39 protein-coding genes and 1 tRNA gene are annotated in these 23,549 nt (G+C 39.9%); 29 read left to right on the top strand and 11 right to left on the bottom strand.

Annotated elements, in window-relative coordinates; genetic code table 11:
* The first annotated feature begins 93 nt into the window (after nt 1-93).
* Together icd and M5121_RS03415 are read left to right on the top strand one after the other, a co-directional pair.
* Nucleotides 94-1,350 carry an NADP-dependent isocitrate dehydrogenase gene (icd, locus tag M5121_RS03420; protein WP_087545515.1) on the top strand — a complete coding sequence of 419 codons (1,257 nt, stop codon included), beginning with the start codon at nt 94-96 and terminating at the stop codon, nt 1,348-1,350.
* A 183-nt stretch (nt 1,351-1,533) separates the two neighbouring features.
* Nucleotides 1,534-2,757 (top strand): tyrosine-type recombinase/integrase, encoded by a 1,224-nt coding sequence (locus tag M5121_RS03415; RefSeq protein ID WP_249570350.1) that lies wholly within the window; start codon nt 1,534-1,536, stop codon nt 2,755-2,757.
* Here M5121_RS03415 and M5121_RS03410 read toward each other — a convergent pair.
* From M5121_RS03410 to M5121_RS03360, 11 genes are all read right to left on the bottom strand, one after another.
* Nucleotides 2,735-2,935 (bottom strand): helix-turn-helix transcriptional regulator, encoded by a 201-nt coding sequence (locus M5121_RS03410; protein ID WP_249570349.1) that lies wholly within the window; start codon nt 2,933-2,935, stop codon nt 2,735-2,737. The two genes, M5121_RS03415 and M5121_RS03410, sit on opposite strands and share 23 nt — an antisense overlap.
* Entirely contained in the window at nt 2,935-3,174 is a 240-nt protein-coding gene (locus M5121_RS03405) for a hypothetical protein (protein WP_249570348.1), read from the bottom strand. The genes M5121_RS03410 and M5121_RS03405 overlap by 1 nt, the downstream gene beginning before the upstream one ends.
* Nucleotides 3,171-3,566 carry a hypothetical protein gene (locus tag M5121_RS03400; RefSeq protein WP_249570347.1) on the bottom strand — a complete coding sequence of 132 codons (396 nt, stop codon included), beginning with the start codon at nt 3,564-3,566 and terminating at the stop codon, nt 3,171-3,173. Before M5121_RS03400 ends, M5121_RS03405 begins: the two co-directional genes overlap by 4 nt.
* Nucleotides 3,559-3,915, bottom strand: a complete 357-nt coding sequence (locus tag M5121_RS03395) for a hypothetical protein (protein ID WP_249570346.1) — start codon at nt 3,913-3,915, stop codon at nt 3,559-3,561. Before M5121_RS03395 ends, M5121_RS03400 begins: the two co-directional genes overlap by 8 nt.
* Nucleotides 3,916-4,281 carry a hypothetical protein gene (locus M5121_RS03390; protein ID WP_249570345.1) on the bottom strand — a complete coding sequence of 122 codons (366 nt, stop codon included), beginning with the start codon at nt 4,279-4,281 and terminating at the stop codon, nt 3,916-3,918.
* Nucleotides 4,211-5,089 carry an AAA family ATPase gene (locus tag M5121_RS03385; protein WP_249570344.1) on the bottom strand — a complete coding sequence of 293 codons (879 nt, stop codon included), beginning with the start codon at nt 5,087-5,089 and terminating at the stop codon, nt 4,211-4,213. The genes M5121_RS03390 and M5121_RS03385 overlap by 71 nt, the downstream gene beginning before the upstream one ends.
* 2 nt (nt 5,090-5,091) lie before the next feature.
* Nucleotides 5,092-5,406 carry a hypothetical protein gene (locus M5121_RS03380; protein ID WP_249570343.1) on the bottom strand — a complete coding sequence of 105 codons (315 nt, stop codon included), beginning with the start codon at nt 5,404-5,406 and terminating at the stop codon, nt 5,092-5,094.
* Between the two features lie 161 nt (nt 5,407-5,567).
* The gene (locus M5121_RS03375) at nt 5,568-5,864 is read right to left on the bottom strand and encodes a hypothetical protein (RefSeq protein WP_249570342.1); all 297 of its coding nucleotides are present in this window, start codon (nt 5,862-5,864) and stop codon (nt 5,568-5,570) included.
* A 72-nt stretch (nt 5,865-5,936) separates the two neighbouring features.
* Complete coding sequence (locus M5121_RS03370) at nt 5,937-6,476, bottom strand: DUF7666 domain-containing protein (protein WP_249570341.1); 540 nt, start codon at nt 6,474-6,476, stop codon at nt 5,937-5,939.
* A 207-nt stretch (nt 6,477-6,683) separates the two neighbouring features.
* On the bottom strand, nt 6,684-7,493 hold the full coding sequence (locus M5121_RS03365; RefSeq protein WP_249570340.1) for a damage-inducible protein D: 810 nt from the start codon (nt 7,491-7,493) through the stop codon (nt 6,684-6,686).
* 86 nt (nt 7,494-7,579) lie between these two features.
* Nucleotides 7,580-8,326, bottom strand: a complete 747-nt coding sequence (locus tag M5121_RS03360) for an XRE family transcriptional regulator (protein ID WP_112986276.1) — start codon at nt 8,324-8,326, stop codon at nt 7,580-7,582.
* 123 nt (nt 8,327-8,449) lie between these two features.
* Between M5121_RS03360 and M5121_RS03355 the strand changes: the two genes are divergently transcribed.
* The 27 genes from M5121_RS03355 (at nt 8,450) to M5121_RS03225 (ending at nt 23,506) form a co-directional block, all read left to right on the top strand.
* The gene (locus M5121_RS03355; RefSeq protein WP_112986275.1) at nt 8,450-8,680 is read left to right on the top strand and encodes a helix-turn-helix domain-containing protein; all 231 of its coding nucleotides are present in this window, start codon (nt 8,450-8,452) and stop codon (nt 8,678-8,680) included.
* A 10-nt stretch (nt 8,681-8,690) separates the two neighbouring features.
* The gene (locus tag M5121_RS03350) at nt 8,691-8,957 is read left to right on the top strand and encodes a hypothetical protein (protein WP_061519342.1); all 267 of its coding nucleotides are present in this window, start codon (nt 8,691-8,693) and stop codon (nt 8,955-8,957) included.
* A 58-nt stretch (nt 8,958-9,015) separates the two neighbouring features.
* Nucleotides 9,016-9,171 (top strand): hypothetical protein, encoded by a 156-nt coding sequence (locus M5121_RS03345; protein ID WP_249570339.1) that lies wholly within the window; start codon nt 9,016-9,018, stop codon nt 9,169-9,171.
* A complete protein-coding gene (locus tag M5121_RS03340; protein ID WP_249570338.1) occupies nt 9,171-10,007 on the top strand; it encodes a hypothetical protein in 837 nt (278 codons plus the stop codon). The genes M5121_RS03345 and M5121_RS03340 overlap by 1 nt, the downstream gene beginning before the upstream one ends.
* Nucleotides 10,007-11,329, top strand: coding sequence for a replicative DNA helicase (locus M5121_RS03335; protein ID WP_249570337.1), 1,323 nt, complete (start codon nt 10,007-10,009; stop codon nt 11,327-11,329). The genes M5121_RS03340 and M5121_RS03335 overlap by 1 nt, the downstream gene beginning before the upstream one ends.
* Entirely contained in the window at nt 11,326-11,814 is a 489-nt protein-coding gene (locus M5121_RS03330) for a hypothetical protein (protein ID WP_249570336.1), read from the top strand. The genes M5121_RS03335 and M5121_RS03330 overlap by 4 nt, the downstream gene beginning before the upstream one ends.
* Entirely contained in the window at nt 11,811-12,050 is a 240-nt protein-coding gene (locus M5121_RS03325) for a helix-turn-helix domain-containing protein (protein ID WP_249570335.1), read from the top strand. The genes M5121_RS03330 and M5121_RS03325 overlap by 4 nt, the downstream gene beginning before the upstream one ends.
* Nucleotides 12,047-12,454, top strand: coding sequence for a hypothetical protein (locus M5121_RS03320; RefSeq protein ID WP_249570334.1), 408 nt, complete (start codon nt 12,047-12,049; stop codon nt 12,452-12,454). Before M5121_RS03325 ends, M5121_RS03320 begins: the two co-directional genes overlap by 4 nt.
* A gap of 157 nt (nt 12,455-12,611) precedes the next feature.
* Nucleotides 12,612-12,926: a hypothetical protein gene (locus tag M5121_RS03315; protein WP_249570333.1), complete on the top strand. Its 315-nt coding sequence runs from the start codon at nt 12,612-12,614 to the stop codon at nt 12,924-12,926.
* Nucleotides 12,927-13,373: 447 nt separating this feature from the next.
* The gene (locus tag M5121_RS15965; RefSeq protein WP_502798265.1) at nt 13,374-13,682 is read left to right on the top strand and encodes a hypothetical protein; all 309 of its coding nucleotides are present in this window, start codon (nt 13,374-13,376) and stop codon (nt 13,680-13,682) included.
* Nucleotides 13,683-13,770: 88 nt separating this feature from the next.
* Nucleotides 13,771-14,196 (top strand): VRR-NUC domain-containing protein, encoded by a 426-nt coding sequence (locus tag M5121_RS03305; protein WP_249570331.1) that lies wholly within the window; start codon nt 13,771-13,773, stop codon nt 14,194-14,196.
* A gap of 9 nt (nt 14,197-14,205) precedes the next feature.
* Complete coding sequence (locus M5121_RS03300; protein ID WP_249570330.1) at nt 14,206-14,757, top strand: hypothetical protein; 552 nt, start codon at nt 14,206-14,208, stop codon at nt 14,755-14,757.
* A 445-nt stretch (nt 14,758-15,202) separates the two neighbouring features.
* Nucleotides 15,203-15,279, top strand: a tRNA-Arg gene (locus M5121_RS03295).
* Nucleotides 15,280-15,527: 248 nt separating this feature from the next.
* Complete coding sequence (locus M5121_RS03290) at nt 15,528-15,728, top strand: hypothetical protein (protein WP_241286641.1); 201 nt, start codon at nt 15,528-15,530, stop codon at nt 15,726-15,728.
* A 7-nt stretch (nt 15,729-15,735) separates the two neighbouring features.
* Complete coding sequence (locus tag M5121_RS03285; RefSeq protein WP_249570329.1) at nt 15,736-15,918, top strand: hypothetical protein; 183 nt, start codon at nt 15,736-15,738, stop codon at nt 15,916-15,918.
* 11 nt (nt 15,919-15,929) lie between these two features.
* On the top strand, nt 15,930-16,085 hold the full coding sequence (locus tag M5121_RS03280) for a hypothetical protein (RefSeq protein WP_249570328.1): 156 nt from the start codon (nt 15,930-15,932) through the stop codon (nt 16,083-16,085).
* On the top strand, nt 16,078-16,353 hold the full coding sequence (locus tag M5121_RS03275; RefSeq protein WP_249570327.1) for a DUF968 domain-containing protein: 276 nt from the start codon (nt 16,078-16,080) through the stop codon (nt 16,351-16,353). Before M5121_RS03280 ends, M5121_RS03275 begins: the two co-directional genes overlap by 8 nt.
* A gap of 69 nt (nt 16,354-16,422) precedes the next feature.
* On the top strand, nt 16,423-16,692 hold the full coding sequence (locus M5121_RS03270; RefSeq protein WP_249570326.1) for a hypothetical protein: 270 nt from the start codon (nt 16,423-16,425) through the stop codon (nt 16,690-16,692).
* A gap of 14 nt (nt 16,693-16,706) precedes the next feature.
* The gene (locus tag M5121_RS03265; protein ID WP_241286636.1) at nt 16,707-17,192 is read left to right on the top strand and encodes a NinB/YbcN family protein; all 486 of its coding nucleotides are present in this window, start codon (nt 16,707-16,709) and stop codon (nt 17,190-17,192) included.
* A gap of 35 nt (nt 17,193-17,227) precedes the next feature.
* Entirely contained in the window at nt 17,228-17,416 is a 189-nt protein-coding gene (locus M5121_RS03260; RefSeq protein ID WP_241286634.1) for a hypothetical protein, read from the top strand.
* Nucleotides 17,417-17,606: 190 nt separating this feature from the next.
* The gene (locus tag M5121_RS03255; RefSeq protein WP_249570325.1) at nt 17,607-17,924 is read left to right on the top strand and encodes a hypothetical protein; all 318 of its coding nucleotides are present in this window, start codon (nt 17,607-17,609) and stop codon (nt 17,922-17,924) included.
* A 34-nt stretch (nt 17,925-17,958) separates the two neighbouring features.
* A complete protein-coding gene (locus M5121_RS03250; protein ID WP_249570324.1) occupies nt 17,959-18,291 on the top strand; it encodes an HNH endonuclease signature motif containing protein in 333 nt (110 codons plus the stop codon).
* 107 nt (nt 18,292-18,398) lie between these two features.
* Nucleotides 18,399-18,863 carry a phage terminase small subunit, hendrixvirinae-type gene (locus M5121_RS03245; RefSeq protein ID WP_249570323.1) on the top strand — a complete coding sequence of 155 codons (465 nt, stop codon included), beginning with the start codon at nt 18,399-18,401 and terminating at the stop codon, nt 18,861-18,863.
* An 80-nt stretch (nt 18,864-18,943) separates the two neighbouring features.
* Nucleotides 18,944-19,987 carry a DUF723 domain-containing protein gene (locus M5121_RS03240; RefSeq protein ID WP_249570322.1) on the top strand — a complete coding sequence of 348 codons (1,044 nt, stop codon included), beginning with the start codon at nt 18,944-18,946 and terminating at the stop codon, nt 19,985-19,987.
* A 46-nt stretch (nt 19,988-20,033) separates the two neighbouring features.
* The gene (locus M5121_RS03235) at nt 20,034-21,536 is read left to right on the top strand and encodes a terminase large subunit (protein ID WP_249570321.1); all 1,503 of its coding nucleotides are present in this window, start codon (nt 20,034-20,036) and stop codon (nt 21,534-21,536) included.
* 54 nt (nt 21,537-21,590) lie between these two features.
* Nucleotides 21,591-22,181 carry an HK97 family phage prohead protease gene (locus M5121_RS03230; RefSeq protein WP_249570320.1) on the top strand — a complete coding sequence of 197 codons (591 nt, stop codon included), beginning with the start codon at nt 21,591-21,593 and terminating at the stop codon, nt 22,179-22,181.
* Nucleotides 22,178-23,506 carry a phage major capsid protein gene (locus tag M5121_RS03225; RefSeq protein ID WP_249570319.1) on the top strand — a complete coding sequence of 443 codons (1,329 nt, stop codon included), beginning with the start codon at nt 22,178-22,180 and terminating at the stop codon, nt 23,504-23,506. Before M5121_RS03230 ends, M5121_RS03225 begins: the two co-directional genes overlap by 4 nt.
* The last annotated feature ends 43 nt before the right edge of the window (nt 23,507-23,549 follow it).

Raw genomic sequence — 23,549 nt, 5'->3', positions numbered from 1 at the left:
GTTTTGGACTAAACTGTTTCATGCAATAAAAACGAAAGTATGCCATAGAAGGCATAGTGATAATCGCTAAATACATGAGGGAGAACCTGCAAAATGGGTTATCAGAAGATCGTGGTTCCTGCTGATGGTGACAAAATCACAGTAAACGCAGACCTGTCACTGAATGTTCCAAATCATCCAATCATCCCTTTTATTGAAGGTGATGGTATTGGTGTGGATATTACACCAGCTATGAAAGCAGTAGTAGATGCTGCGGTGTTAAAAGCTTACGGTGGCAAACGTTCGATCGAATGGATGGAAGTCTATTGCGGTGAAAAAGCAGATAAAATTTATGGCACTTATATGCCTGAAGAAACCTTCGAAGCTTTACGAGAATTTATTGTTTCGATTAAAGGCCCTTTAACCACACCTGTGGGTGGTGGTATTCGTTCACTGAACGTTGCTTTGCGTCAAGAGCTTGATTTATATGTTTGCGTGCGGCCAGTCCGTTGGTTTGAGGGGGTTCCTTCACCTGTTCAACATCCTGAACTTACGGATATGGTGATTTTCCGCGAAAACTCTGAAGATATTTATGCAGGGATTGAGTGGAAAGCAGATTCAGAAGAAGCTAAAAAAGTTATTAAATTTCTAAAAGAAGAAATGGGCGTAACAAAAATCCGTTTTGATGAAGGCTGTGGAATTGGGATCAAACCTGTTTCTAAAGAAGGGACACAACGTTTAGTACGTAAAGCCATTCAGTTTGCGATAGATAATGATAAACCTTCTGTGACGTTGGTCCACAAAGGTAATATTATGAAATACACCGAAGGTGCATTCAAAGAGTGGGGCTATGAACTTGCAATAGAGCGCTTTGGTGGTCAACTACTTGATGGTGGGCCGTGGGTTAAAATCAAGAATCCTAAAAATGGTAAAGACATCATTATTAAAGATGTGATTGCCGATGCATTCTTACAGCAAATTTTAATGCGTCCAGCGGACTATTCTGTTATTGCGACGCTTAATTTGAATGGTGACTATATTTCTGATGCGCTGGCAGCAGAAGTTGGGGGAATTGGCATTGCACCGGGCGCCAATATTGGCGGTGCGATAGCAGTTTACGAGGCAACACATGGAACAGCACCAAAGTATGCGGGGCAGGATAAGGTTAATCCTGGTTCAATTATTCTTTCTGCTGAAATGATGTTACGTGACATGGGGTGGGGCGAAGCTGCTGATTTGATTATCAAAGGTGTTTCTGGTGCAATTGAAGCGAAGACAGTAACGTATGACTTTGAACGATTAATGCCAAATGCAACCCTATTACGCTGTTCTGAATTTGGTCAAGCCATTATTCAACACATGGAAGATTAGAGAAAAGTCATCATAGGAAAAGGGCAGTCAAGTACTGCTCTTTTTTGTTGATAGAATCAATGTTTTCGCTACAATACATAAGTCAAGTAATGACAACCAATCATCAAGTCAAGCAAACAATATTATGTACAAGTATGTGTACATATTTTTGGTTATTTGTCTTAAATACTGGATTATGTACAAATGCCAATTACAGAAACATGGCTCAAAGCTAACCATGGTAAGCCTAGAGAAAAAGTAGAAGAAAAATCTGATAGAGATTCTTTAAGTGCAAGAGTTTCGGCAAAAGGGAAAATAACCTTTCAAATCCGATTTAGATTTGATGGCAAAGGCGCTCGTATTGATTTGGGTAGCTATCCTTTAATCTCATTAAAAGAAGCTAGAGAAAAAGCTTTAGAAGTTAGATCGCTCATTGAAAAAGGCATAGACCCAAGAATAGAGCGTAAATTAGAAAAAATTAACCAGGATAGTGAAAGCATTACTTTTAAAAATATATTTGATGAGTGGCACGAAAAATACCTTTTTAAAAACAAGAAAAGTGCGAATGACATTTATCGCTCATTTGAATTGTATGTGTTCAAAGAGTTTGGGGATTTACCAGCCAGTAGGATTTCAGTAAGAAATTGGCTTAATCTACTTGAACCATTAGCTGAACAAAAACCATCAATCACAGAGCGCATTCTCTCTAATACAAAGCAGATGTATAACTGGGCCATAAAACGAGAGTTATGTGTTTTAAATCCGCTTGCAAACATTGATGCTAAAGAAGATCTTCACATTGAATACATTCCAAAAGATAGAACGCTAAGCGACCAAGAAATTGCATATATATGGCAAGGCTTGATGCGCAGTCGAATGTACATAAGAAATAGAATATTTGTGCAATTATGCTTTATTTATGGATGCCGTTCAGGTGAATTAAGAACTGCTAAAAAGGAGCACATAGACAGGGATTTAATGACATGGATTATTCCACCTGAAAATCACAAAAATGGTGAAAAAACTAGAAAGCCATTGATTAGGCCGTTAATACCTGAAACTTTGCAGCTATTTGATTTGGCAGCAACTCTTAATGATTCTGAGTATTTATTTGTCACAACAAAAAACAAGTATCAGCCAGTGAGTAGGGGTGCTCTATTGAGCCTTCCTTATGACTTAACAGAATATCTTTTTAGAGAAGAACAGGTCACTTTGGACCATTGGTCACTTCACGATTTACGAAGAACTTTTAGAACAAATATGTCCACAATTACTGAGCCACATATAGCAGAAATCATGCTTGGTCATGTGCTCCCTGTAATTTGGAGAACGTACGATAAGCATGATTATCTTGATGAGCAGAAAGAAGCGCTAACAAAGTGGGTAGAAAGGCTACGGCACATTGTCATGCCGTACCCTCTGATATAGCTTGAGATTCTTCCCATTTTTCTAGGTCTGAGATTTTCCAAAGATTTGAACCACCTCGATAGCTAATAGCGGGCTTCGGGAAGTTTCTGGTCTCTTGCCAGCGGTGAATAGTGCGAGCACTAACACCGCCATAGCGTTGACCTACTTCTGAAGTTTTTAAGTAAGGTCCTTGCATCATCACCCCTCCGTATCCGCTTTTGCTTCTAATTCTGCAATTCTAGCTTTCAGTTCGAAAAATTCATCACGGCACCAAGCTACTGCACCAGTCCAAGCAATCCAGCCCGCATTAAACTCGTTTGATTTTGTTGTGCACCGAAAGCCGTTTTTCTTAGCATTAAGATCAATAAAGCCGTATTCTTCAGCAAGATTACAATAGTGCTCATACTGACGTTCAACATCGCCCATAAAGTCAATCATTTCCCACCACCAAATACTTGACGCAAAGCTGCCACAACTTGCTTGATTTCTTCTTCTGTGCGCCACTTCCCAATACTGCTATTTATTCCAGTGCCTTCCTGAGTGCAGCCATACCCTGATGATATGTAGTCAGCAATAAACCAGTATTCTTCACCAACTTTCGGCTCAAAAGGTGCAGGAACTTCAATACCGTTTAATGATATTGTTTTAGGTTTTATGCGAAACTCAAAGCGCGGCTTATTCTCTAAAAAATAACTTAATCTATACTCATTAAGCGCCTTAATTGGTGTCCATCTTTTCTGAATGCTTGGATCAGTCTCACACCAATATTCAACCTCATCACCATTCGCCAGCGCAATTAACGCTTCTTTACCACTGATTAGATTAGTCATTGGCTTGCTCCTGTGCTTCGATCATGGCTTTGTAGGCAAAATAAAGAGATCGACCACCCGTCTGACCGCCTTCATTGAAGTGACCAAGAAATACTTGATGTCCGTGATTTACTAAATCCGCACTAGGCTCTTTCGGCACCAAAACAAAACCATCAGGCACCGCTTGGGCTTTGGCTGCTTGCCATGATTGCCAAGCAAAATTCATTGTCTCTGGAGCAGATTCTGGGCAAAAATCCTCGTTTGGATAATATGTATTGGTATCTTCGGAGTATCTAACCCAATCCTGATCTAAAGCAAGCTTAGCAAGCGGCAAAGCCTCAAAAGCCTCTCTCTCAATATCTTTAGTCATTTACGCCACCTTCAAACTTTCTAAAAATTCTTTGCCATTGTTTAGATACTGCTTTAAAAATGCTTCGTATCGTTGCTTCATTGGCTTGTTCATTCGACCTGTATAGTCCATTTCTAAGCGTTGCTTTGCATTGAAATACTGGACTGATGTTTGCGTTCGTTTACCTTTGAATCCGCCTTTAATCAGCCAAATTTCAAAGCATGCGAGGATGTTTTGATTCACCATGTCGCCACCACTCCCAATCCAAATAAAATCAAAAACATTAATCCAAGTTTGAGTTCGATCATGACAAACCTCACGCATTTCCCTGAGTGCCGACAAGCGACTGTTTTCTGCTTCCGCAAGCGCAGATAATTTCAGCTTCACAATCAGTGCCTTTGAACTGCGAATAAATGATTCCAAGTTCTGCTACATCATTTGTAGAATTGATCCGTTGAATTGCCTCATCAAACGCAGCTTGTAATGCTTCCTCCTGGCTGCGACCATCGTTAAGCCAAGCTAAGAGCTTTTCACCAGTTTCGCGGCTTATGTACTCACCATTGGGATTGAAAAGTTTTGTTCGATCTTTTGTTGGAACAGCGATGTGATTCTCATGAATCATTTCGAGCGAAACGGTCAACTCATACTCATACCCATCACGTTGTTCACATTTCATTCCTAATTTAATGACTTTGCCTTTTTCACCCTGAGTAGTTTCTGTTTTGGCGCGCGTTGTTGTGATGATGTGCATATCTGTTTGCAGCATTGCATCAATAAATTTGCGGTGACGCGGTGTAGTTTCAGACCAAGCTGACCAAGTATTTCCTTTGAAACGCTTAGCAGCTTCGTCATTCATCTCAAGACAACCACCTGAACCGATCCATTCATGTGAAGCACTGTCGATAATCAAAACCTCATAACCCATCTGGTATGCTGTTGTGATAGCTGCCGCAAAACGTTCAGGCGTGTAGGGTGGTCGCATAGGCAAGGTGTCAAAAGCGAACTCATTTGCATACAGAGAAGCTGATTCATTTTCTGTATCAATCAATGCAACCTTTTTACCTAATCCAGTTGAAATCAATAATGCTGAATAAGTCTTTCCGCTACCTGATGGGCCATTTAGATTTAATTTAAGCTTTGCTTTTTTTCTTTCTGCTTTAGTGAAAGAGAACTGTTCTTTAGTTTGTGCATTCATGATTAATCGCCTTTATATTTAGCATCTGTATAAATAGGGGAGTCTTTCAAAACTCGCTCTACCACTAGAATTTGTTTAGGTGCTATTGGACCGCACTTATAGTTCGGCTCACTCTCGCCAATTGGTGTGCAGTGCTGAATCGTTAAAGGCCATTTGCGCCAAGCCTTGCCTAATTCATACCAATAAAAAATCTGATTTTTTGAAACTTTTAACGTCCAATCAGAACCGCCAAATGTGCTGTAATGTGTTGCTTCTTCTTTCTCGCCAATTGAGTATCCAAATTGCTCAAAGAAGCTTTGCGGTAAAATAGAACCCATAAACACCTCACGCTACGGAACAGGTCCATATGTTTTGAGACCAACCACATGAACAGATCCACGAGTAGCCTTTGTTATTCTGAAAGGGCAATTTACGTTGAACTGATCGACCGCAACTTTTGCATGTGGTGTAATCCACGCTATAAATCGGTTGTTTTGAACTAATCATGGTGACCACCCACACGCGCTGTCATTTCAATGACTTCGCCTTTTTCGAGTTGCTGAATGAGTGCTTCAGTTTCGAGTTGTTGTTTTGATTTGTGAAAGCTAGCGAAATGAAGAGCCAAGCCAATGAATGAAATGCAAAAGGCTAAGACTGCAATTAAAGCTATCACCCACAACACAACCGATTTAAATGAGGTGAAACGCTTATTGTTTTGGCGGTTGATGCATTTAGCTATGAACTGACGTTCTGCTAAAATCCCAACAGGTTTGACCAAATTGTTTTTTATGTTCATGATCACGCCTCCACTTCGATAAATTCGCCATTTTCATCAAGCCGATACCAAGTGTTAGCTTTGATACCGTTCTCACCAACCTAGACCGCATGCAACAGAATGCTTTCCTGTTGCCGAAGCTGCACCTTGATAGCCAGTAGCCGAAGCTGCACCGCGATTGCCAGTAGCCGAAGCTGCACCGTATTCGCCAGTAGCCGAAGCTGCACCTTGATAGCCAGTAGCCGAAGCTGCACCTTGATAGCCAGTAGCCGAAGCTGGTGATTCAGGATCAATAGGAGTGCATTTGCTAAATGTGTAATCGATAGCAAACTTAACTAGATCGGCAATACCAATTTCAAATTTGATAGAAATTTCACGGCTAGCAACTTTGGTGTCACCGCCATCTTCACGGCTTAAATCACCTGATTGTTCAACAACCGCATAGCGACTTTGTGAAGGAGGGTAGTAACCCAATACATCTAAAGGGTGTTCACATGCATGAAAACCTGAACCGCAAGCTTTAACTTCGCCATCGTGCTTATAAGTCTTTCCAATTTCGTATTGGAAGCCACGACATTTAAGGTCTTTATCAAACCCCTTGTACGTGGTGATTGTTTCTTGATTTTGTGTCATACTCATCTCACTCTTTGAGTAAAAGTCCCGCGTCGCCAAACTGTCGGGGCTTTTTTGTTGTCTTGATGAGATTATTAAACCAAAGGTATAAAATTAAATCAAGTAAAATTTAAACCATAGGTGAAAATAATTTATACCTAGGTTTAATGTTTTCTGATAGACAAAAGAAAACCCACAGTAGGTGGGTTGGTAATTAGATTGTAAGGTTTATTTTTTCTTATCTAATTTTTTCATTTGACGATTTGCTCCTTTAAGACGCTTTTTTACATCTGAAACATCATCTTCAATCGCTAAGTCTTCAGGCAGAACACCACTATTTTTATACATCATAGTTCTAACCTCACTTCCAACTTGATGTGCTGTATTCATAGCGGCTTGAATACCATGACTAGTAGACGATCTTAAACGTTCTGTTGTTTGAGTAACTCTAAATAAATTACCAGCAAGTTCAGTCAAACCCATAAAATCATAAGCAGTTGCGTTTGGATCAATATTTTTATACTTCCTCAATTGTTCAAGAGACATATCATACATCCCTCTAAATCCAGCATCTTGAAATAGACCGTATTGATGGCTTTGCACACCACTAGCTTTAGCTGTGCCGCTTAAAATCTTGTTAGCGGCTGTAAGGTCCTTTCTTGCCTCTAGTCGAGCAATATCATTATTCCCGATCTGCGAATCAATTAATTGAGCAGCAATAGCTGAAAGAACAACCTTGGCATGTTGAACTTCAGGCTTCTTGTCATCAGCTTGCATAGTTATTAGGAAGCAAGCAAAACGGCTTAATCTGTAGGTTTTGAAAGGTCGACCTGATGCATCAGTTATATTTTCAGGTATGAAACACTCATCCGAGTCAACACCAAGACTTGAACAAGACGCCATTGCTTTGCTAATTACACTTTTAAATGTTAGCCAGTTCTCATAACCCAATTTAACCATGAATTCATGAGCGAACCAGTACCGTATACCATTTTGATATGAGTCTTTTTCAAAGTCATCAATGTTAATCGGATTCATAAAATTTCCCTTAATTAGCCCTTTTATTTTTGCATAAAAAGAGCATTTTTCCCATAAAAAATACTATCAAAAATATTTATATTTAACTATCCAGCACGCCAAAATTGACGCCCCATTACTTTAAAGTTCAAACCGTTTTGTTCTGTAACTTCACGATCACGATATTTGGGATTTAGGCTATGTAAAATCAGCTTTCCACCTTCTTCCTTGAATATCTGCTTAATCATGCCTTCACCTTCAAAGTACACAGCATAGATTTCACCATCAATGATTTCGGTTTGAGATATGTCAATCCCAACAAGATCTTGGTCATGAATAAAATCAGACATACTATCGCCCTTAGCTTTGATAATTCTCATGCATTTTGGGTCAACATGCTTTCTTTGAAAAAAAGAAGGTGGGAAGGGAAACTTTCCATTAATAACATCAAAATGAAACTCGATTGATTCACCAGCGCCACAAGAAAAATTAGCTTCCACCACGTCAATCCAAATAAATCCGTTTTCAGTTTCGTAATCAACAACAGTAGGCTCATGAATATCATCTACATCAAAAGAAGAATCGTCTTTCTTTGTTAAGCCATGCTTATCCATGAACTGCTGCATGTTGAAGTTAGTTAAATTCTCACTTTTCTTGCCATTTAAAAGCCATCCAGCATCAACTTCCAGCAATTCAGCCAACTTATCTAGAGTCTCTTTGCTAATTTGTCCCTTTTTCCATTTAGAGGGAGCTTGAGGCGACAAACCTATCATTGTGGCAGCTTTTGCCCAAGATAATTTCTTAGCGTTCAGAGATTCTTGAATGCGCTCAACCATTGTGCTCATAACTGTCATCACTTGAAACCTTTGGTTAAATTTTCGTATAAAAAGAATAAAAATGAAAGCAACCATAGGTTGAAATAAATTTTAACTCATGGTTTAATAAAAATATCGAAGTGGTATAAATAAGGTTTAAATATGAATCCTATTCAACTAGCTATTGATGCTGTTGGTGGGCGAACCTCAGCAGCAGCATTGCTCGGGATTTCCTATGTAGCTGTGCGGAAAATGGCAGAGAAAGGTGTTTTACCAAGAACTGACTACACAGGCGAAACGAATTACGCACAGATTTTTGCAGAGCATAGCAATGGAAAATTAACCAAAGAGTGGTTGCTTGATAAAGCGAATCCAAAACATTTAGCAGCTTAAGGACAAATGTATGAGTCTCGAAAAAAAATCTACGCATGTGCGTTTGTCTCCTGAAAACCATGAGCGAGCAAAAGTTCTCGCTGAAATCAAAGGTAAAGACCTTGCTCAATACCTTGCATATTTACTTGAGAAGGAAATAGCAGGTGAGTGGCATGTACTTAATTTACAAGCAAAATCATTTGAGCGCTTGGGATTAGGAGCTTTGATGCGGGATCTCTCTACAGAAGTAATTTTCGGTGAGGGATTGGAAGGGATTAACGGGAATCAAGGGCAATAAAAAACCGCTTTCCTGCTGTAACAGGTTTAGCGGTCGCGTTCAATTGGAGATAAATCTTATGAACTATCAAATATTAGCAGACATTGAACTAAATCGAAAGATTAGTTTGTTTCAGAAAGCGGTTGAGGCTTACACGCTTGATCGGACACTCGAAAATTCAGTTGCTTTGGCAAAAGCTAAGGCTGAGCTGGCTAGTTATGCGTGGGGTGGCTGATGAGTGCGTTAAAACAAGCTGAGATCATCCCAATCTCAAAAGGTAAGAGCAATATGACAGATAAGTTTGAGGAAGGTCATGTCCGCTCAAGTTGGCAGTACAGACGTGATGTATATCCATTCTTATCTGATGCAGCTCGACATGTCTATTTCATGCTTGAGGGCTATATCAATGGGTTTAATAAAGAATCTGACTATGTTAGCTACTCACAGCTTCAAGAAGAAAAGCGTCATAAAGATAATCCAAAAGCAAGAAAATCAAGCTCAAAAACAGTTGGCAAAGGGCTTGAGGAATTAATTTCATTAGGTGTTATCAGTGTTATTTCTACACATCCGAAATTAGGAAATCAGTACAAAATTAATGAAGTTTCACTAGCTGACCACTTTACTAAGGAAAGTACTTCACCTAGTACAGCACTTTACCTAGTAAAGCACGACCACTTTACTAAGGAAAGTACTAGCACTTTACCTAGTAAAGACACAATAGATAATACTTATAGAAATATTTATAGAGAGAGTGACGCTCAACAAAATCCAGTCGATGAAGTTTTAAAAATTTGGCAACCAGATTTGCATCAACTCAATTCTTGGATGCAAAGATCGGGCTTACCGAAAATCAATCAAGCTCAAGTTGAAGAATTACTACTTGAAATCAATCCTCACTACGAGAGCAAAATTCACACTGGTGCAGTAACTACCACTCAGATGTATTCAAACTTCGTGAAGTGGGTAAAACGTGATTTCAAACTTGTTGAAAAACTTTTCAAACAAGCAGAACAAAACAACACTCAAGCAATCAATCCTGAAAATCTCAAAACAGAAATGGGGGATTGGTAATGAGTCATATCCACAATATTCCGATGGAACAAGCTGTTTTGACAGCATTGATGACTGTTGCTAACTCGTTTGACGTGGTGAGCAATGATCTTGATGAGGACTGCTTCTTTCCTGAAAGACATAAGCAAATCTTCACAGCTATTGCAGAACTGGCAAATGACAACAAGCCTTATGATTTCGTAATGGTTGAGCAGCAACTCAAACAGAAAAACGTAATCCATTTGATGGGTGGTTCTGAGTACCTACTGCAAATGAGCAGTGAAGCGCCTTCGAGTTTTTATAATCTTGAGTCATACACTGCTGAACTAAACAAATTCAAAGCTCATCGTGAAGTTGAAAAGATGGGTGAAAGTATTGCTCAACTCTCACAGGACCTAACCATTCCTGATATTCACATTGCTGCTGAAGCTGTGCTTGATGGAAAGAAAACTGGAATTGATGCAGAAAAATCTAGCTTTACTTTTGAGGAAGCGATCAAGCGTTCTGTAGATCGGTTGATTCAAAAAGCAGAAGCTAAAGCGAATAAGCAATACACGGGCGTTAAATTTAATCTAACCCACTTGGATAACTTGGTTGGATTAATTCAGAAAGGTCATTTTTGTGTGATTGGTGGTAGACCAGGTTCAGGTAAATCAACACTGGCTCAAATGGTCGCTATTCAAACCGCTGTCCAGTTTCGTGAAGCTGTCTTGGTTGTATCGGCTGAAATGGATGTTGAGACGTTCACTAACCGTTGTATATCAGCTTTAACACATATTCCTTACGACAATATCCACAATGCTGAATTGTATGACGGCATGTTGGGACAGTTTGCAGAAGCTCAAAGCCGATTCAATAAATTACCAATTCACATCGAAGATAAGCAAAAACCAACGATTGCGGAAATCCACTCATACGCTCGTAAAGCGAAGCGCAAATATAAGCAGCTTGGTTGCATCATCATTGATTACTTGCAGCTTGTGCGAGATCCAAGCAAGAAAGACCGCTACCAAGAAGTCAGTTCAATCAGCCGTGATTTAAAGGCATTGGCTAAAGAGTTTAATTGCCCAGTGATTGCATTGGCTCAGTTAAACCGTGAATCAGAGAAAGGTAAGCGTCCTAAAGCCTCTGATCTCAAAGAATCAGGTCAGATTGAACAAGATGCAGATCAAATCATTTTAGCTCATCCAGTTCTTAACTCGGAAGATGAGTTACCAAGTGGCATTACAGAAATCATCGTCGCTAAAAATCGACACGGGAAACGAGGCGTAGTTCGAGTTATGGACCGTTTAGATATTTGTCGCTTTGTGGGTATTAGCGAAGAAGTGGGAGGTGCAGCGTGAGAGCTTTAACAGAGTATTCAGATTCAAGTCATTGTTCAGTTATTCCAGGACCATTAACTGATCATAAGTTTTTGGGTTTGTCCAAGTTTGAAAACGAAGATTTTAAAATTTGGTTGGCTTTAATTTGTGTAGATGAAATTGAGGTTTCACAAGATCGGCAATTAGAAATTTCATTAATCCAATCATTTAAAGAGCAACTTTCCCCAAGCAAGACAACAACACCTGCTCAAAGAGCAAAAGCTATGAGTTTCTGGGTTTATCAAGCGGATGCAGACAAGGCTTGGGCGGGTCTGGCGTATGGCTGCGAGTTTTGGCAATTAGTGCAGCATGTACCAACTTTGGATGAATTTAACAGTGCATATCCTGAGCTTGTTTTGGATTTTGATCCACCAATGCAGCCAATTATTAAAACTAAATCAACAAAATCAAAAGTAATTCAAGTCCAAGATGCATACACGATTGATCTATTCGGAGAAATCGCATGAGTACACGTACCGAAATATTCGACAACATGATCTATGTATTGAGTCAGTTTGCTCAAAGCGATAAAGCTCTTAATACGGAAGAGATTGCATACCAGTTGAGCATGAGTAAAAGAACAGCGCAACGGATTACCAAGTCTTTAACTGAGTCAGGTTGGTTGGGATTTAAAAAAGTTGGTTGCAGCAAATTGTATTTTGCAAATGACAAAACCAAGAAATTGTTTGGAGGTGCTAAATGACTCCGACAACAAATCAAATCAAAGAAGCATTGCGCATTTTAGCTCAAAGAAAAGGTCGTCCTGATTATGAGCTTTGCACAGCTAAGCAAGTGAAGTACGCAATGGATAACGGGTTAGAGCATCACTTAATCGCTGAATTGCCTTTTTTTGAGATCAAGAAGCCAGAAGTAAAGGAAGAACCGTTAAGGGATGTTGTTCCAAGAAGATACCCAACGGAGGCTCAGGCTTTTGAAATAGTGACTTGGCTTAAGAACTTCAACGGCTTGTACAAAGACTTAGCAAAGATGGTTGGTTGCAATAGTTCAATGTTAATTCATCTTAAAACCCGTAGAAGTAGATGCACTTTGGATATGTACAACAGAATCATGAAAGCAAGAAAAAAATTAGAGGGAGTGGCGGCGTGAGCTTCAAACTAATGATGACTTTGAGAAGCAAATACAATCAAGGTCTCAGAACTAAAGAAACACTCGAAGCAAATCGTATGTACTTGAAATTGCGATTAAACGGTTTGTTAAAAGAAGCAAAGGCAAACATTACAAATCGTGACAAGGAGCAAAGCCAATGAATGCGATCCAATTCATAAAAGAACACGGTGTTGAGAAAGCGAGGAAAGTTATTGAGGGTGCGCTGGAAGAGCACAACAAGTTTGATATTGATCAGAACAAGACAGTAGATGTGTACAAAACCAAAGCCAATCTTGTTGATCTTAGACACATCAAGCGCATCGTTGAGAGCGTGGATTTAGTCAAGAGATATGGCGGTATAGCTGAAGCAAAGACAATACACAATGATGAGTTTTGGTGTGAAATAGCATTCGAGCGACTAGAACAAGCCATCGCAGACTACGAATTGATTTATGGAGGTGAGCATGTTTAAGGTCGGTGAAGCTGTAGTTTTAAAGAACAGTAGTCAAAACAAGGTTATGAAGATTCAAGCCCACAACGATGAGTTTATTAGGGCTTATTACAGTGATCAGGATTACTCGTTTGCGCATGAGTCAAACTTTAGACACGCAACATCCGAAGAAATTACAACAGGGTTCCGAAATGATAAGCCACCGCTAATGCAACACTTGGGCAAATGTGAATTAGAAACCCTACGCGACTGTGACACCAGTCCTAATTGCAAGAAGTTTAATGAGAGGGTGAAGTGATGAGAAGTTTTGATGAATGGTTCGATGAAAATTGCGATGGTAGCGATCTAGCAAAAGATGCTTGCCGTAAATTGTGGGATGAATTTTCAGATCAGATCAATATTATCTGTAGAAAATCATATGAAAAACAACAATCCAAAGTAGATGAATTAAAGCTTCAAGTCGCTGAAATGAAGTCGAGACTGAATGATGCGTACACCGCTGGGCAAAGCGCAATGTATGCAGCTAGACAATCCAAAGTGGATGAGATTACACAACTTTATGCTAAGGAGCTGTTCAATAAAAAGGTTGTTGCTAAGAAAGCGTCAGAGAAGTTGGCAGGATTACAACTTCAAAATGATGAGCTGCAAAAGCGGGTGGATCAACAGGGGTTAATCATAGCAAAGGTTATGTCTATTGCATCAGAACTTCAAAAGAGTTGGGCAATGTTTGAGATTGGTAAGAAGTTAGAGCAAGCACTCAAGGGTGGTGAAGGATGAGATTAAACAGGTTGTCACTGGCAATGTTAATTGCAAAACCTTTACCACCAATCAAAGGGTTTTATCTACCTGATGCGAGGTTGAACCAATGACCACATTCAAAGAGGCTCAAAGAAGTAGATCAAAACCTGTGGCTAGGTCAAAACGCGCTCACAAGGTGCCAACAGAAGATCAAGAGCAAATCGCCCTAATGTCATGGGCGCATCGTGTGAAGTTTGGGAATGGTCGTCTTTCTGATTATTTGATTCATATCCCGAATGGTGGTTCAAGAAACATCATTGAAGCTGCCAAGTTTAAAAAGATGGGAGTTAAGGCTGGTGTGCCTGATCTGCAATTGTTAGTACCGAATGGTCTGATTCACGGCTTATGGATTGAACTTAAATCAAAGGCAGGTAAGTTGCAGCCAAGCCAAAGATTGATGATTCAGCGTTTAGAAGAACAGGGCTATTTGTGCAAAGTCTGTTTTGGTGCAGATGAAGCGATAAACGAAATTAAAAAGTATTTGTGTATTTAAGGTGACGGTATGAATGCAGTAGCAACTAAGTTTGAACAGTTTGAATGGTTGGCTCATGGCTTAACAGCGAGTTCACCAAGTTTAGAGCCATGTGTTCGTAGCACAGGAGAGAAACCATTGGATTATCAAGATCGCTTGGGTGCTATTGCTTCAATGGATACTCAGTTAGCAAAGTCAGTAACAGCTTTGATTGTGTTTGAGGGTAAATCTCAAAGTGATTATGAGTTTGTTCGCCAACATTTGGCAAATATCTTAATTAAGAATGCGGTAAATGATAAGAAGCGAGAGCCTGAGGGCATTGCAATGTATCACCTCGGTTGGTTGGTAGCCAAGATGGTATTGGATTTCGCATTAGACCCTGATTTAGAGGATAACTACACCGCTAAAGGGCGTTTGGCTTATGCTGGCATTAGATCAAATCAAATGAGTGTGGACTGCTATAGAAAGACATGGAAGGGCTATGAAAACCTTATGACAATGTCAATTGAATCCGCAATTGATGAAGCAGCTAAAGCTGTGGAAAAGTACAGAAAAAATACTTACAAAGATATGAAAGTATAGGGATTCCATTATTTCGGAAACTAGAGTATAGTTTTTCTATACTGGTCGTATTACGGTTATCCGAGACCAAAGCATTTAGCTCATCGAAAGGTGGGCTTTTTTGTTGTCTGGAGAAAAGCCATGAAAGAACGTTAGTCAAATTTCGGCAACTTGGATTTGTGACGCTTTCCCAAAATGGGTGAGCTAGAAGCGCAAACGGTGGGATGCAGAAACCAGCCGTATAAATCGGTTTGAATCCAATGTGATTTCGTCACACATTGAGTTAGCCTCAGAGCCCTAAGTTGTGGGTGACACCCCGACCAATGAATTTGAAAGACACAGAACAAATCAGTAGCTAACTTTGAAATGTTTGTAGTGTTGAGTAGCGGTAGATCAGTTGCCGAGCTGATCAATGTCGTAATCTAAGGCAAGGGTGTGGCAGTTTGCCACTCCCTTTTTAATTCATGCGCCATTCGTCTAATTGGATAAGACATCATAATTCTAGTGTGATTGATACAGGTTCGAATCCTGTATGGCGTGCCAATTAATTTAGAGAAGTGTGCAACGGTGATTTGACCTCTTGGCACAGGAGTGCACTCAAAGTTGATGAGATGCTCACTTCATCTAAGTTAATAATAATAAAGGTTCGGCTATGGACGAAGAAGAACTTAAGCAAATTGAAGAAGATTGTCAGCGGTTTAGAAACACGGTTAGCACAGTGCTGTATTTAGTGCCGATATTCTTCATGGCGTATGTGATTTGGTGTAATTGGTAAATATTGGAGTTTAATTATGCGTATGAGTCGAGTAATGATGGCGATTGCTACTGGAATGATGACATCAAGTTTTGGATCTGCGATTGAAGCTGCACCATCATTAGGTGGAACAGTTTCGCCATTTGCTTTTAAATCAAAACCAGTGGGCAATAAGCCGAATAAAATTAGTCAAAAGAAGAAACGTTTAAATGCACGTCGATTGAATAAGTACAAGTGAGTTGCCTATGGACACAATCGAAGCAAAGAAGAATCTTGAAGCATTGCATCAAGACAAAGAAAAACTGAAAAGTCTCAATCATCTCAATTCAACGTTTCAGTTCAAACAAGCATGTCAGCAGCGCATTCACGATATAGATAAGAATATCAACAATATTCAACACAGTATTAAGCGATATGCGAGACTATAAAGGAAATCAAAATGGATAATGAAGAGTTATTGGAGGCACTTGAGTCAGTTGCCAACTTTATGCGTGGTATGCAGTTTGATCAACGTATTCCAAGTGATGCAAGAGAAGCGTTGCGTGAACGTGCAATGGATTTAGATGACTTGGTTGAAAAGTATCAGGATGCGTGATGCAAAGCGACTAGCAGCGATTAGAAAGCTGCCGTGTGTGAAGTGTGGTGGTGGTCCAAGTCAGGCGGCACACAGTAATTTTGGCGAACATGGCAAAGGTAAGGGAATCAAAGCAGATGATAAATACACTATTCCTTTATGCCATGCTTGCCATGTGGTTTTCGATCAGTATCGAGATATGGGACGTGAAGAGTCGCGGGTATGGTTCGCAAAGATGCTAGAAAAGACGGAGCGGATGTTGAATCTTAAAGATGATGAGGTGTTTTAAAGGGGTATACATTTCATGTACACCCCTTTGAACTATTCGGAATTTCCTAATAACTGAGGTGTTTAATTTATGCTTATCAAAATGAATACAGGTCACTTGCGAATGACCGTGCTAAAGCAGATCGTTGATAATGCAGGCAAGGCAATGGCGATTGATAAGAAAAGAAACATAATCGATTGGTTATTTCCATTTACACCAAAAAACTTACAGCTTAAACGAATGCGAAAACGTGGTGATAAGTTGCAACAATTTGAAGTGGCATTAAGTAAAAATAAGGATGAGTTTTCTCATATTGATTTTCATGATGTGGATTTTATATATAAAGGTCTACATTGGTAAGAACTGAGGTGAGCATGAAGACAGCAGTGTTCACAATCAAAGATCACTCGGACATCGGTAAAACGATTAACTATCTGCATAACAACTACACTCAAGCTAATTTTGAGAATAAGCCGCTTGTAGTTGAGATTAAGCCATTTGAGAAAGATCGATCTAAGGCTCAGAATCGGCTTTATTGGAAGTTCTTAACTCAATGGGCAAAGCATCAGGGCACAGATAAAGATGCAGAGCACCTTTTCTTTAAGAAAAAGTTTCTGTCTGTCATCTACTATCGTGATGATGTTGGTCAGTATAGAAATACATTCGATGCAGTAAAGGTGTTAAAGAAACAGAATCATCCGATGTATCAATATGTCGCTGATGGACTTAACGAGCTAATTAGCACAACGGATGCAAGCGTTGCTCAATTCACTGAATACTTAAATGACATACATGCATTTTGTTTGAAACAAGGGTGTTATTTGGAGACGCCTGATGATTTGAAGTGGGTAATGGCTTGATATATATTTGAGTTTAATATGCACAAGGAACTATCATGTCAATTGAATTTAAAACTGAGTATTCTGACTTCTATATTAATCCGCAAAAAATCCAATATCTAAATGTAATTAAGGAAGAGAAAGCGATTTTCGTTCACTTTACACAGAATGATTATTTGCGATTGTCATTTGAAGATGATGTGAAGTTTAATGAAATGCTGCATGAGCTAAAATCGAAAATTTAAATAAGACCCTCTTCGGAGGGTTTTTTAATGGGTGAAGATATGACTTATATCATTGTCGCAATATTAATGTTTTTTGTTGGTTATGCAGTGTGTTTTCGATTCTTCCAGAAAGATATTGAATCAGGCAAGCCTATCGCGTTTAAAAGCGGTATCTATGTTGCGGTAAAGCGAAGCTTGAAGTGAGGTGAGTATGGCCTGCAAATCATGTGAAGAACGTCGTGAATGGATGAGAGTTCAATATGAGCGAGCAAAAGAAAGAACAACCAAAGCAATCAACCGCATTAGAGGAATTGCTGACAAAGATAGTGGAACAGAACACAACACTGATTCAGCAGATAGCAAACAAGGATCAGATAATTCTGGCAGCACTGGAACAGAACAACGAACTCCTGTTGCAACTAAGCGAGCAGGAAGAGGAAAGACCAAGGTCGAGAACGCTGGATTAAGTAATGAAACTTCAAACACTCAAGCCGAGACTACAGGCACAGAGAGCGACACAAAAGATTGATAGCTCATGGCGTTATGTGAGATAGGGTGAAATTATGAATACTCCTACATGGCGAAGTGACAAAAGAACATCGAGTGAACGTGGATACAATTCAAAGTGGCGAAAGGCCAGAGAAACATATCTGCGGTCAAATCCACTTTGTGTAATGTGCAAAGAGCAGGGCAAGGTTGAAGTTGCAAATGTGGTCAATCACATTGTTCCGCACAAAGGTGATCAAGCATTATTTTGGGATAGAAGCAATTGGCAAGCAGTTTGTAAGTTCCATCATGATTCAACGATTCAAAGACAGGAAAAATTAGAAGTTGTTATAGGTTGTGATGAGCGTGGCATTCCACTCGATCCAAATCACCATTGGAATAAAAAATAAACAAATCAATGAGGTAGGGGGGAGGGAAAAATTTAAAAATTATTTTATTTTGAGACCGCCCACGAAATCACATTTTAATTCTATTGGGATTTTAAGGGCTAAAACACATGGCAGGAAGAAAACGATCTGACAGCACTCACGTCAAAACACAATTAGTTGATGATCTTGATATTGCTCCACCAGAGCATGTGCAATTGAGAGATATTGATATGCCATTTTGGTATGCTCTCGTGCGCGCGCGCGTAAAGGAAAGTTGGAATACGGTAGACCTGCAACATGCAGCAAACTTAGCTCGTTGTCAGGCAGACATTGAGCGAATTCAGCAAGAGATTTTGATTGAAGGTGACACGCTGACGAATGATCGAGGAACGGTTGTCCTCAATCCTAAGCATTCACTACTGGAAACACTCAGCAGAAGATCAATTGCACTGTCAAAACATATCCAGGTGCATGCTGTGGCAACGGTTGGGGATTCAGATAAACAAAGAGGTAAAAATTCAGCCGCTGCAAAAGGAAGACATACAGCAGAAAAGACAAAGGGATCAGATGATTTATTAGCCAGACCAAGCTAAATTTGGTATAATAATCAAGCAAAAAGCCTAGTTGCTGGAAACAACTAAGCTTTTCTAATCAATCTGTTAATTCGAGTAACATGATGACTGAATTTAATTTTAAAGACATAGCTGACGCTATGCAAATAAAAAAGAAATCTACCAAGAGATTGACTACAGGATCCTTTAAGGAAAGAGCCAGAACTATTCATGGCGACCGTTATGATTACTCATTGGTAAACTATAAAAACCTTAAAACACCTGTGATAATTCAATGCAAAGTACATGGCTGTTTTGAGATGTCACCATTGGTTCATTTATTTCAAGAAAGCAACTGTCAAAAATGTTCAATTGAAAAAAGAACAAATGAGCGGAAGCTCACTTTAGAAGAATTTAAAGTCAAAGCTTTTGAAATACATGGTACTAAATACAATTACTCATCTGTTGACTTGGTTAATGTAGATACCAAGGTGAGTATTACATGTTCTAAACATGGTGTGTTTGAGCAAACACCATACTGCCATTTGAATAGAAAACAAGGTTGCCCATTGTGTGCTGATAAAGGATTAGCTCATAAGGGTAGCTTGGAGAAGTTTATTTTAAAGGCAGCACAAACTCATAAAAACGAATACTCATATGATAATGCTGTCTATATTAATTCAAAAACAAAACTCGCTATTTCTTGTAAATTACATGGCGAATTCTGGCAAGCTCCTGCTGACCACATAAATTCTATGCAGGGATGCCCAACATGTGGTGCAGAAAATACCAGAGGCTGGTCAAGAGGTGATTACATTGAATTCTTGGAAACAAAGGGTGTATGCCAAGCAAGTTTGTATGTAATCAAGTGCTCAAAAGCATCTGAGATTTTTTATAAAGTTGGGATAACACATCAAAGTTTAAAAAATCGTTTTAAGAACAAAACATTGATGCCTTATTTTTTTGAGGAACTATCACTCATCAGTGGTGAAGCAGGTTATATATGGGACCTAGAGAAAAGAATTCACCAGTTGTTAGTCAGGTATCCTTATCAACCTAAGATAGGATTTGGTGGGCAAACAGAATGTTTCACTGAAATACCAAAAGAAGTTTACAAGTTGCTAGAAGAAATAAATCAATCTGACCAGATTCAACTAATTGCATAAGCACCTTCGGGTGCTTTTTTATTACCTATCGTCTTATAGGTGAGTTATGACACGTGGTGAGCGAGTAATCGCATTTATTGAAAGATATTGCAAGGCTCCAGAAGGAGCACATGTTGGGCAGCCAATTATTCTTGAGGACTTCCAGAAAAAGTTCATCTTAGATGTTTATGACAATCCGCATGGAACACATACAGCAATTCTGAGTATCGCACGAAAGAATGGAAAGACCGCTTTAATCGCGGGCATCCTTTTAGCTCACTTGATTGGCCCAGAAGCAAAGCAAAACAGCCAGATTGTTAGTGGTGCATTATCAAGGGATCAGGCTGCCATTGTATTTAAACTGGCTGTAAAGATGATCAACTTGAATGAGGAACTTCAAGACCTAGTTCATATCATCCCATCGACAAAAACTCTAATAGGATTAGCGAAAAACGTTGAGTTTAGAGCCTTATCTGCTGAGGGAAAGACGACCCATGGTTTATCACCTATTCTGGCGATACTTGATGAGACAGGTCAGGTAAAAGGGCCGCAAGATGAGTTTGTGGACGCAGTGGTAACAGCACAGGGTGCACACGAAGCGCCACTCTTGATGGTGATTAGTACGCAGGCTGCTACTGATGCAGACCTATTAAGCATCTGGATTGATGACGCTTTAAAAGGCGAAGACCCAAAAACAGTGTGTCACCTATACACCACACCAATGGATAGCGATATTTTAGATAAGAACTCATGGAAGCTATCCAATCCAGCATTGGGCAAGTTTAGATCGGAGCCTGATATGCAGAAGTTAGCAGAAAAGGCTAGTCGGATGCCGAGTGCTGAAAACACTTTCAGGAACCTAAACTTGAATCAGCGTGTTTCTACTGTTTCACCGTTTATTGCAAAACAGACTTGGGATACTTGCCTTGGTGAATTGCCGCCAATTTATGAGTGTGATGAAGTATGGGCAGGACTGGATTTATCAGCTCGAACAGACTTAACAGCATGCGTATTTTTAGGGAAAAAAGACAACAAGCTTCATGTTTATCCGTATATTTGGACACCAAGTATTGGACTTGATGACCGATCTAAGCGCGACAGAGTGCCATACGACTTATTTGTTAAACAAGGTCACATGTTCACAACTCCTGGTGCAACAGTGGATTATGGTTTTGTTGCTCAAATGATTGGCGAAATTGCATCTGATTTAAAAATACTTCATGCAATTGCTTTTGATAGATGGCGTATCGATGTATTCAAAAAGGAATGCGACTTGATTGGCTTGGAATTACCACTAGTTCCTTTTGGGCAAGGTTTTAAAGATATGTCCCCAGCTTTGGATACATTAGAGGCTGAGCTTCTCAATGCACGAATTATCCATAGCGATAACCCAGTTCTGGAACTTGCAGCAGCAAATGCGGTAGTGGTTAAGGACCCTGCTGGGGGTAGGAAGCTAGATAAATCCAAAGCAACAAACCGCATTGATCCAATCGTAGCATTGGCTATGGCTTGTGGTGTGTCTAATTTCGAGGAAATTAGGCAAGCAGAATACAACGTCTTTTTCGTTTAATTAAATTCAACTAATGACCGCCTTAATTGGCGGTTTTTGCATTTTGGAGGGGCTATGACTGCTCTGCACAAATCATTCGGCTCGTTCGAAATCAAAGCCGTTGATGAAGAAAAGCGAACATTTACAGGGGTGGCTAGTACACCTAATCAAGATCGTTCAAAAGACATCATGATTCCGAAAGGCGCGAAGTTTCAACTGCCAATGCCGTTGTTATTTCATCATGACATGCGTCAGCCAATTGGTCATGTAACCGAAGCAAAGGTCACAGAAAAGGGAATTGAGGTAACGCTACATATTCCAGAGATCAAAGAAGATGGTCGCTTAAAAGAGCGAGTCAATGAAGCTTATCAGTCTCTTAAGTACGACCTAGTAAAAGGTTTGTCAGTTGGTTTTATTCCGAATTGGGATCAAGCAGAAATGATTAAGGGTGGCGGCATTCAGTTTGCCGAGTGGGAATGGTACGAACTCTCCCTTGTAACAATCCCTGATAACCGTGACAGCGGAACAGATTTCAAAAAAGCATTTGAGGAACACAAAGCCGCGTTGGGCAAAAAACCTCAGAACGTTCCAGGTGGCGATTCATCTGAGAAAAAACACGTAATCGTAAAACTTAATAGCCCAACAAAGGGTGGAGTATCTCTATGAATAAATATTTAAAACAGCTTCTTGATGCACTTGCAGCGAAAAACAAAGAATTAGAAGGTCATATGACTAAATCTTTGGATGCTGGTCAAACACCTGATGAAGAGACTGAAAAGGCAATTCAAGCTGTAGAAGCCGATATTGCTGCAATCGAAAAGAACATTGAGCGTGTTAAAAAGCAAATTGCCGCTGCTGCTGAGGCAGCTAAAACTGCAACTCCTGTTGCTGGTGAAGACCCTAAACAAGCTAAGAAGTCTGCTGAAGGTAACCCTAATCCAGAAGACAAGCAGTCAAAAATTGAAGTGGTAAAACTAGCTAAAGGTATTGGTTTTGCACAGTACGCACGTGCAAAGCTATGCTCACAATTGGCTGCTAAAAATGGCAACTTCATTTCACCAGTAGACATGGCTAAACAAATGGGCTTTGGTGATGAGGTTCAGGACTTAGTTACAAAAGCCACACTAGGAACCACAACTGACGTTGGTTTTGCATCTGCATTAGTGCAAGAAAACCGCTTGGTCGGTGAATTCGTTGAAATGCTTCGTGCAGCAACGGTATTTGAACAATTGAATGGATTCCGTGCGGTACCGTTTAACTCAAAAATCCCAAGCCAATTAACAGGTGGCACTGCTGCTTGGGTGGGTGAAGGTGCAGCCAAACCATTAACCAATCCGACCTATGGCGAAGTGGAAATTAAAGAACACAAGCTCGCAGCGATTACTGTTTATACGCAGGAATTAATGCGACGTTCTGATCCAGCGGTAGACGTTTTGGTGCGTGATGATCTTATCGAAGCATCAAAAACGCTTATTGATAATACTTTCCTTGATGCGGCGGCTGCATCAACTACACGCCCAGCAGGTGTTTTAAATGTGGTGACAGCAACCCCGAGCACAGGTACAACCGCAGCAGCGTACGAAACCGATCTACTTACTTTGATCAATACGTTTGTTGCAGCAAATTTATCGCTTGATGGTGCCTACTTCTTAATGTCCGAAACACGCGCTGCACAAATTAGCTTGCTACGCGATGCGCTAGGCAATAGTTATTTCGCTGGCATGGCACTTCGCGGCACCCGTACATTAATGGGTATCCCAGTCATCACATCGCAGGCAGTAGGCAACAAGATCATCCTTGTGAAAACAAGCGAAATTCTGCTTGCTCAAGATGGTGGTGTGGATGTTTCTTACAGTGATCAAGCGACTCTTGTTGATGGCGCAACCACTCACCACTTATGGCAAGAAAACAAATTTGCTGTACGTGTTGAGAAATTCATCACTTGGGCAAAACGTCGTCCTATTGCTGCTAGTTTTATCCAATACACCTAATTTAATTTAGGTCAAAAACAGCTCCTTAATTGGAGCTGTTTTC

This window comes from Acinetobacter sp. ANC5681, from assembly GCF_023488045.1.
Lineage (GTDB): Bacteria > Pseudomonadota > Gammaproteobacteria > Pseudomonadales > Moraxellaceae > Acinetobacter.
This window is presented reverse-complemented; position numbering and strand designations above follow the sequence as displayed.

Excerpts from the sequence above, each read along its gene's own strand:
- icd (WP_087545515.1), top strand. The coding sequence starts at position 94 with ATGGGTTATCAGAAGATCGTGGTTCCTGCTGATGGTGACAAAATCACA.
- M5121_RS03415 (WP_249570350.1), top strand. The coding sequence starts at position 1,534 with ATGCCAATTACAGAAACATGGCTCAAAGCTAACCATGGTAAGCCTAGA.
- M5121_RS03410 (WP_249570349.1), bottom strand. The coding sequence starts at position 2,935 with ATGATGCAAGGACCTTACTTAAAAACTTCAGAAGTAGGTCAACGCTAT.
- M5121_RS03405 (WP_249570348.1), bottom strand. The coding sequence starts at position 3,174 with ATGATTGACTTTATGGGCGATGTTGAACGTCAGTATGAGCACTATTGT.
- M5121_RS03400 (WP_249570347.1), bottom strand. The coding sequence starts at position 3,566 with ATGACTAATCTAATCAGTGGTAAAGAAGCGTTAATTGCGCTGGCGAAT.
- M5121_RS03395 (WP_249570346.1), bottom strand. The coding sequence starts at position 3,915 with ATGACTAAAGATATTGAGAGAGAGGCTTTTGAGGCTTTGCCGCTTGCT.
- M5121_RS03385 (WP_249570344.1), bottom strand. The coding sequence starts at position 5,089 with ATGAATGCACAAACTAAAGAACAGTTCTCTTTCACTAAAGCAGAAAGA.
- M5121_RS03380 (WP_249570343.1), bottom strand. The coding sequence starts at position 5,406 with ATGGGTTCTATTTTACCGCAAAGCTTCTTTGAGCAATTTGGATACTCA.
- M5121_RS03375 (WP_249570342.1), bottom strand. The coding sequence starts at position 5,864 with ATGAACATAAAAAACAATTTGGTCAAACCTGTTGGGATTTTAGCAGAA.
- M5121_RS03370 (WP_249570341.1), bottom strand. The coding sequence starts at position 6,476 with ATGACACAAAATCAAGAAACAATCACCACGTACAAGGGGTTTGATAAA.
- M5121_RS03365 (WP_249570340.1), bottom strand. The coding sequence starts at position 7,493 with ATGAATCCGATTAACATTGATGACTTTGAAAAAGACTCATATCAAAAT.
- M5121_RS03360 (WP_112986276.1), bottom strand. The coding sequence starts at position 8,326 with ATGACAGTTATGAGCACAATGGTTGAGCGCATTCAAGAATCTCTGAAC.
- M5121_RS03355 (WP_112986275.1), top strand. The coding sequence starts at position 8,450 with ATGAATCCTATTCAACTAGCTATTGATGCTGTTGGTGGGCGAACCTCA.
- M5121_RS03350 (WP_061519342.1), top strand. The coding sequence starts at position 8,691 with ATGAGTCTCGAAAAAAAATCTACGCATGTGCGTTTGTCTCCTGAAAAC.
- M5121_RS03345 (WP_249570339.1), top strand. The coding sequence starts at position 9,016 with ATGAACTATCAAATATTAGCAGACATTGAACTAAATCGAAAGATTAGT.
- M5121_RS03340 (WP_249570338.1), top strand. The coding sequence starts at position 9,171 with ATGAGTGCGTTAAAACAAGCTGAGATCATCCCAATCTCAAAAGGTAAG.
- M5121_RS03335 (WP_249570337.1), top strand. The coding sequence starts at position 10,007 with ATGAGTCATATCCACAATATTCCGATGGAACAAGCTGTTTTGACAGCA.
- M5121_RS03325 (WP_249570335.1), top strand. The coding sequence starts at position 11,811 with ATGAGTACACGTACCGAAATATTCGACAACATGATCTATGTATTGAGT.
- M5121_RS03320 (WP_249570334.1), top strand. The coding sequence starts at position 12,047 with ATGACTCCGACAACAAATCAAATCAAAGAAGCATTGCGCATTTTAGCT.
- M5121_RS03315 (WP_249570333.1), top strand. The coding sequence starts at position 12,612 with ATGAATGCGATCCAATTCATAAAAGAACACGGTGTTGAGAAAGCGAGG.
- M5121_RS15965 (WP_502798265.1), top strand. The coding sequence starts at position 13,374 with ATGAAGTCGAGACTGAATGATGCGTACACCGCTGGGCAAAGCGCAATG.
- M5121_RS03305 (WP_249570331.1), top strand. The coding sequence starts at position 13,771 with ATGACCACATTCAAAGAGGCTCAAAGAAGTAGATCAAAACCTGTGGCT.
- M5121_RS03300 (WP_249570330.1), top strand. The coding sequence starts at position 14,206 with ATGAATGCAGTAGCAACTAAGTTTGAACAGTTTGAATGGTTGGCTCAT.
- M5121_RS03290 (WP_241286641.1), top strand. The coding sequence starts at position 15,528 with ATGCGTATGAGTCGAGTAATGATGGCGATTGCTACTGGAATGATGACA.
- M5121_RS03285 (WP_249570329.1), top strand. The coding sequence starts at position 15,736 with ATGGACACAATCGAAGCAAAGAAGAATCTTGAAGCATTGCATCAAGAC.
- M5121_RS03280 (WP_249570328.1), top strand. The coding sequence starts at position 15,930 with ATGGATAATGAAGAGTTATTGGAGGCACTTGAGTCAGTTGCCAACTTT.
- M5121_RS03275 (WP_249570327.1), top strand. The coding sequence starts at position 16,078 with ATGCGTGATGCAAAGCGACTAGCAGCGATTAGAAAGCTGCCGTGTGTG.
- M5121_RS03270 (WP_249570326.1), top strand. The coding sequence starts at position 16,423 with ATGCTTATCAAAATGAATACAGGTCACTTGCGAATGACCGTGCTAAAG.
- M5121_RS03265 (WP_241286636.1), top strand. The coding sequence starts at position 16,707 with ATGAAGACAGCAGTGTTCACAATCAAAGATCACTCGGACATCGGTAAA.
- M5121_RS03260 (WP_241286634.1), top strand. The coding sequence starts at position 17,228 with ATGTCAATTGAATTTAAAACTGAGTATTCTGACTTCTATATTAATCCG.
- M5121_RS03255 (WP_249570325.1), top strand. The coding sequence starts at position 17,607 with ATGGCCTGCAAATCATGTGAAGAACGTCGTGAATGGATGAGAGTTCAA.
- M5121_RS03250 (WP_249570324.1), top strand. The coding sequence starts at position 17,959 with ATGAATACTCCTACATGGCGAAGTGACAAAAGAACATCGAGTGAACGT.
- M5121_RS03245 (WP_249570323.1), top strand. The coding sequence starts at position 18,399 with ATGGCAGGAAGAAAACGATCTGACAGCACTCACGTCAAAACACAATTA.
- M5121_RS03240 (WP_249570322.1), top strand. The coding sequence starts at position 18,944 with ATGATGACTGAATTTAATTTTAAAGACATAGCTGACGCTATGCAAATA.
- M5121_RS03235 (WP_249570321.1), top strand. The coding sequence starts at position 20,034 with ATGACACGTGGTGAGCGAGTAATCGCATTTATTGAAAGATATTGCAAG.
- M5121_RS03230 (WP_249570320.1), top strand. The coding sequence starts at position 21,591 with ATGACTGCTCTGCACAAATCATTCGGCTCGTTCGAAATCAAAGCCGTT.
- M5121_RS03225 (WP_249570319.1), top strand. The coding sequence starts at position 22,178 with ATGAATAAATATTTAAAACAGCTTCTTGATGCACTTGCAGCGAAAAAC.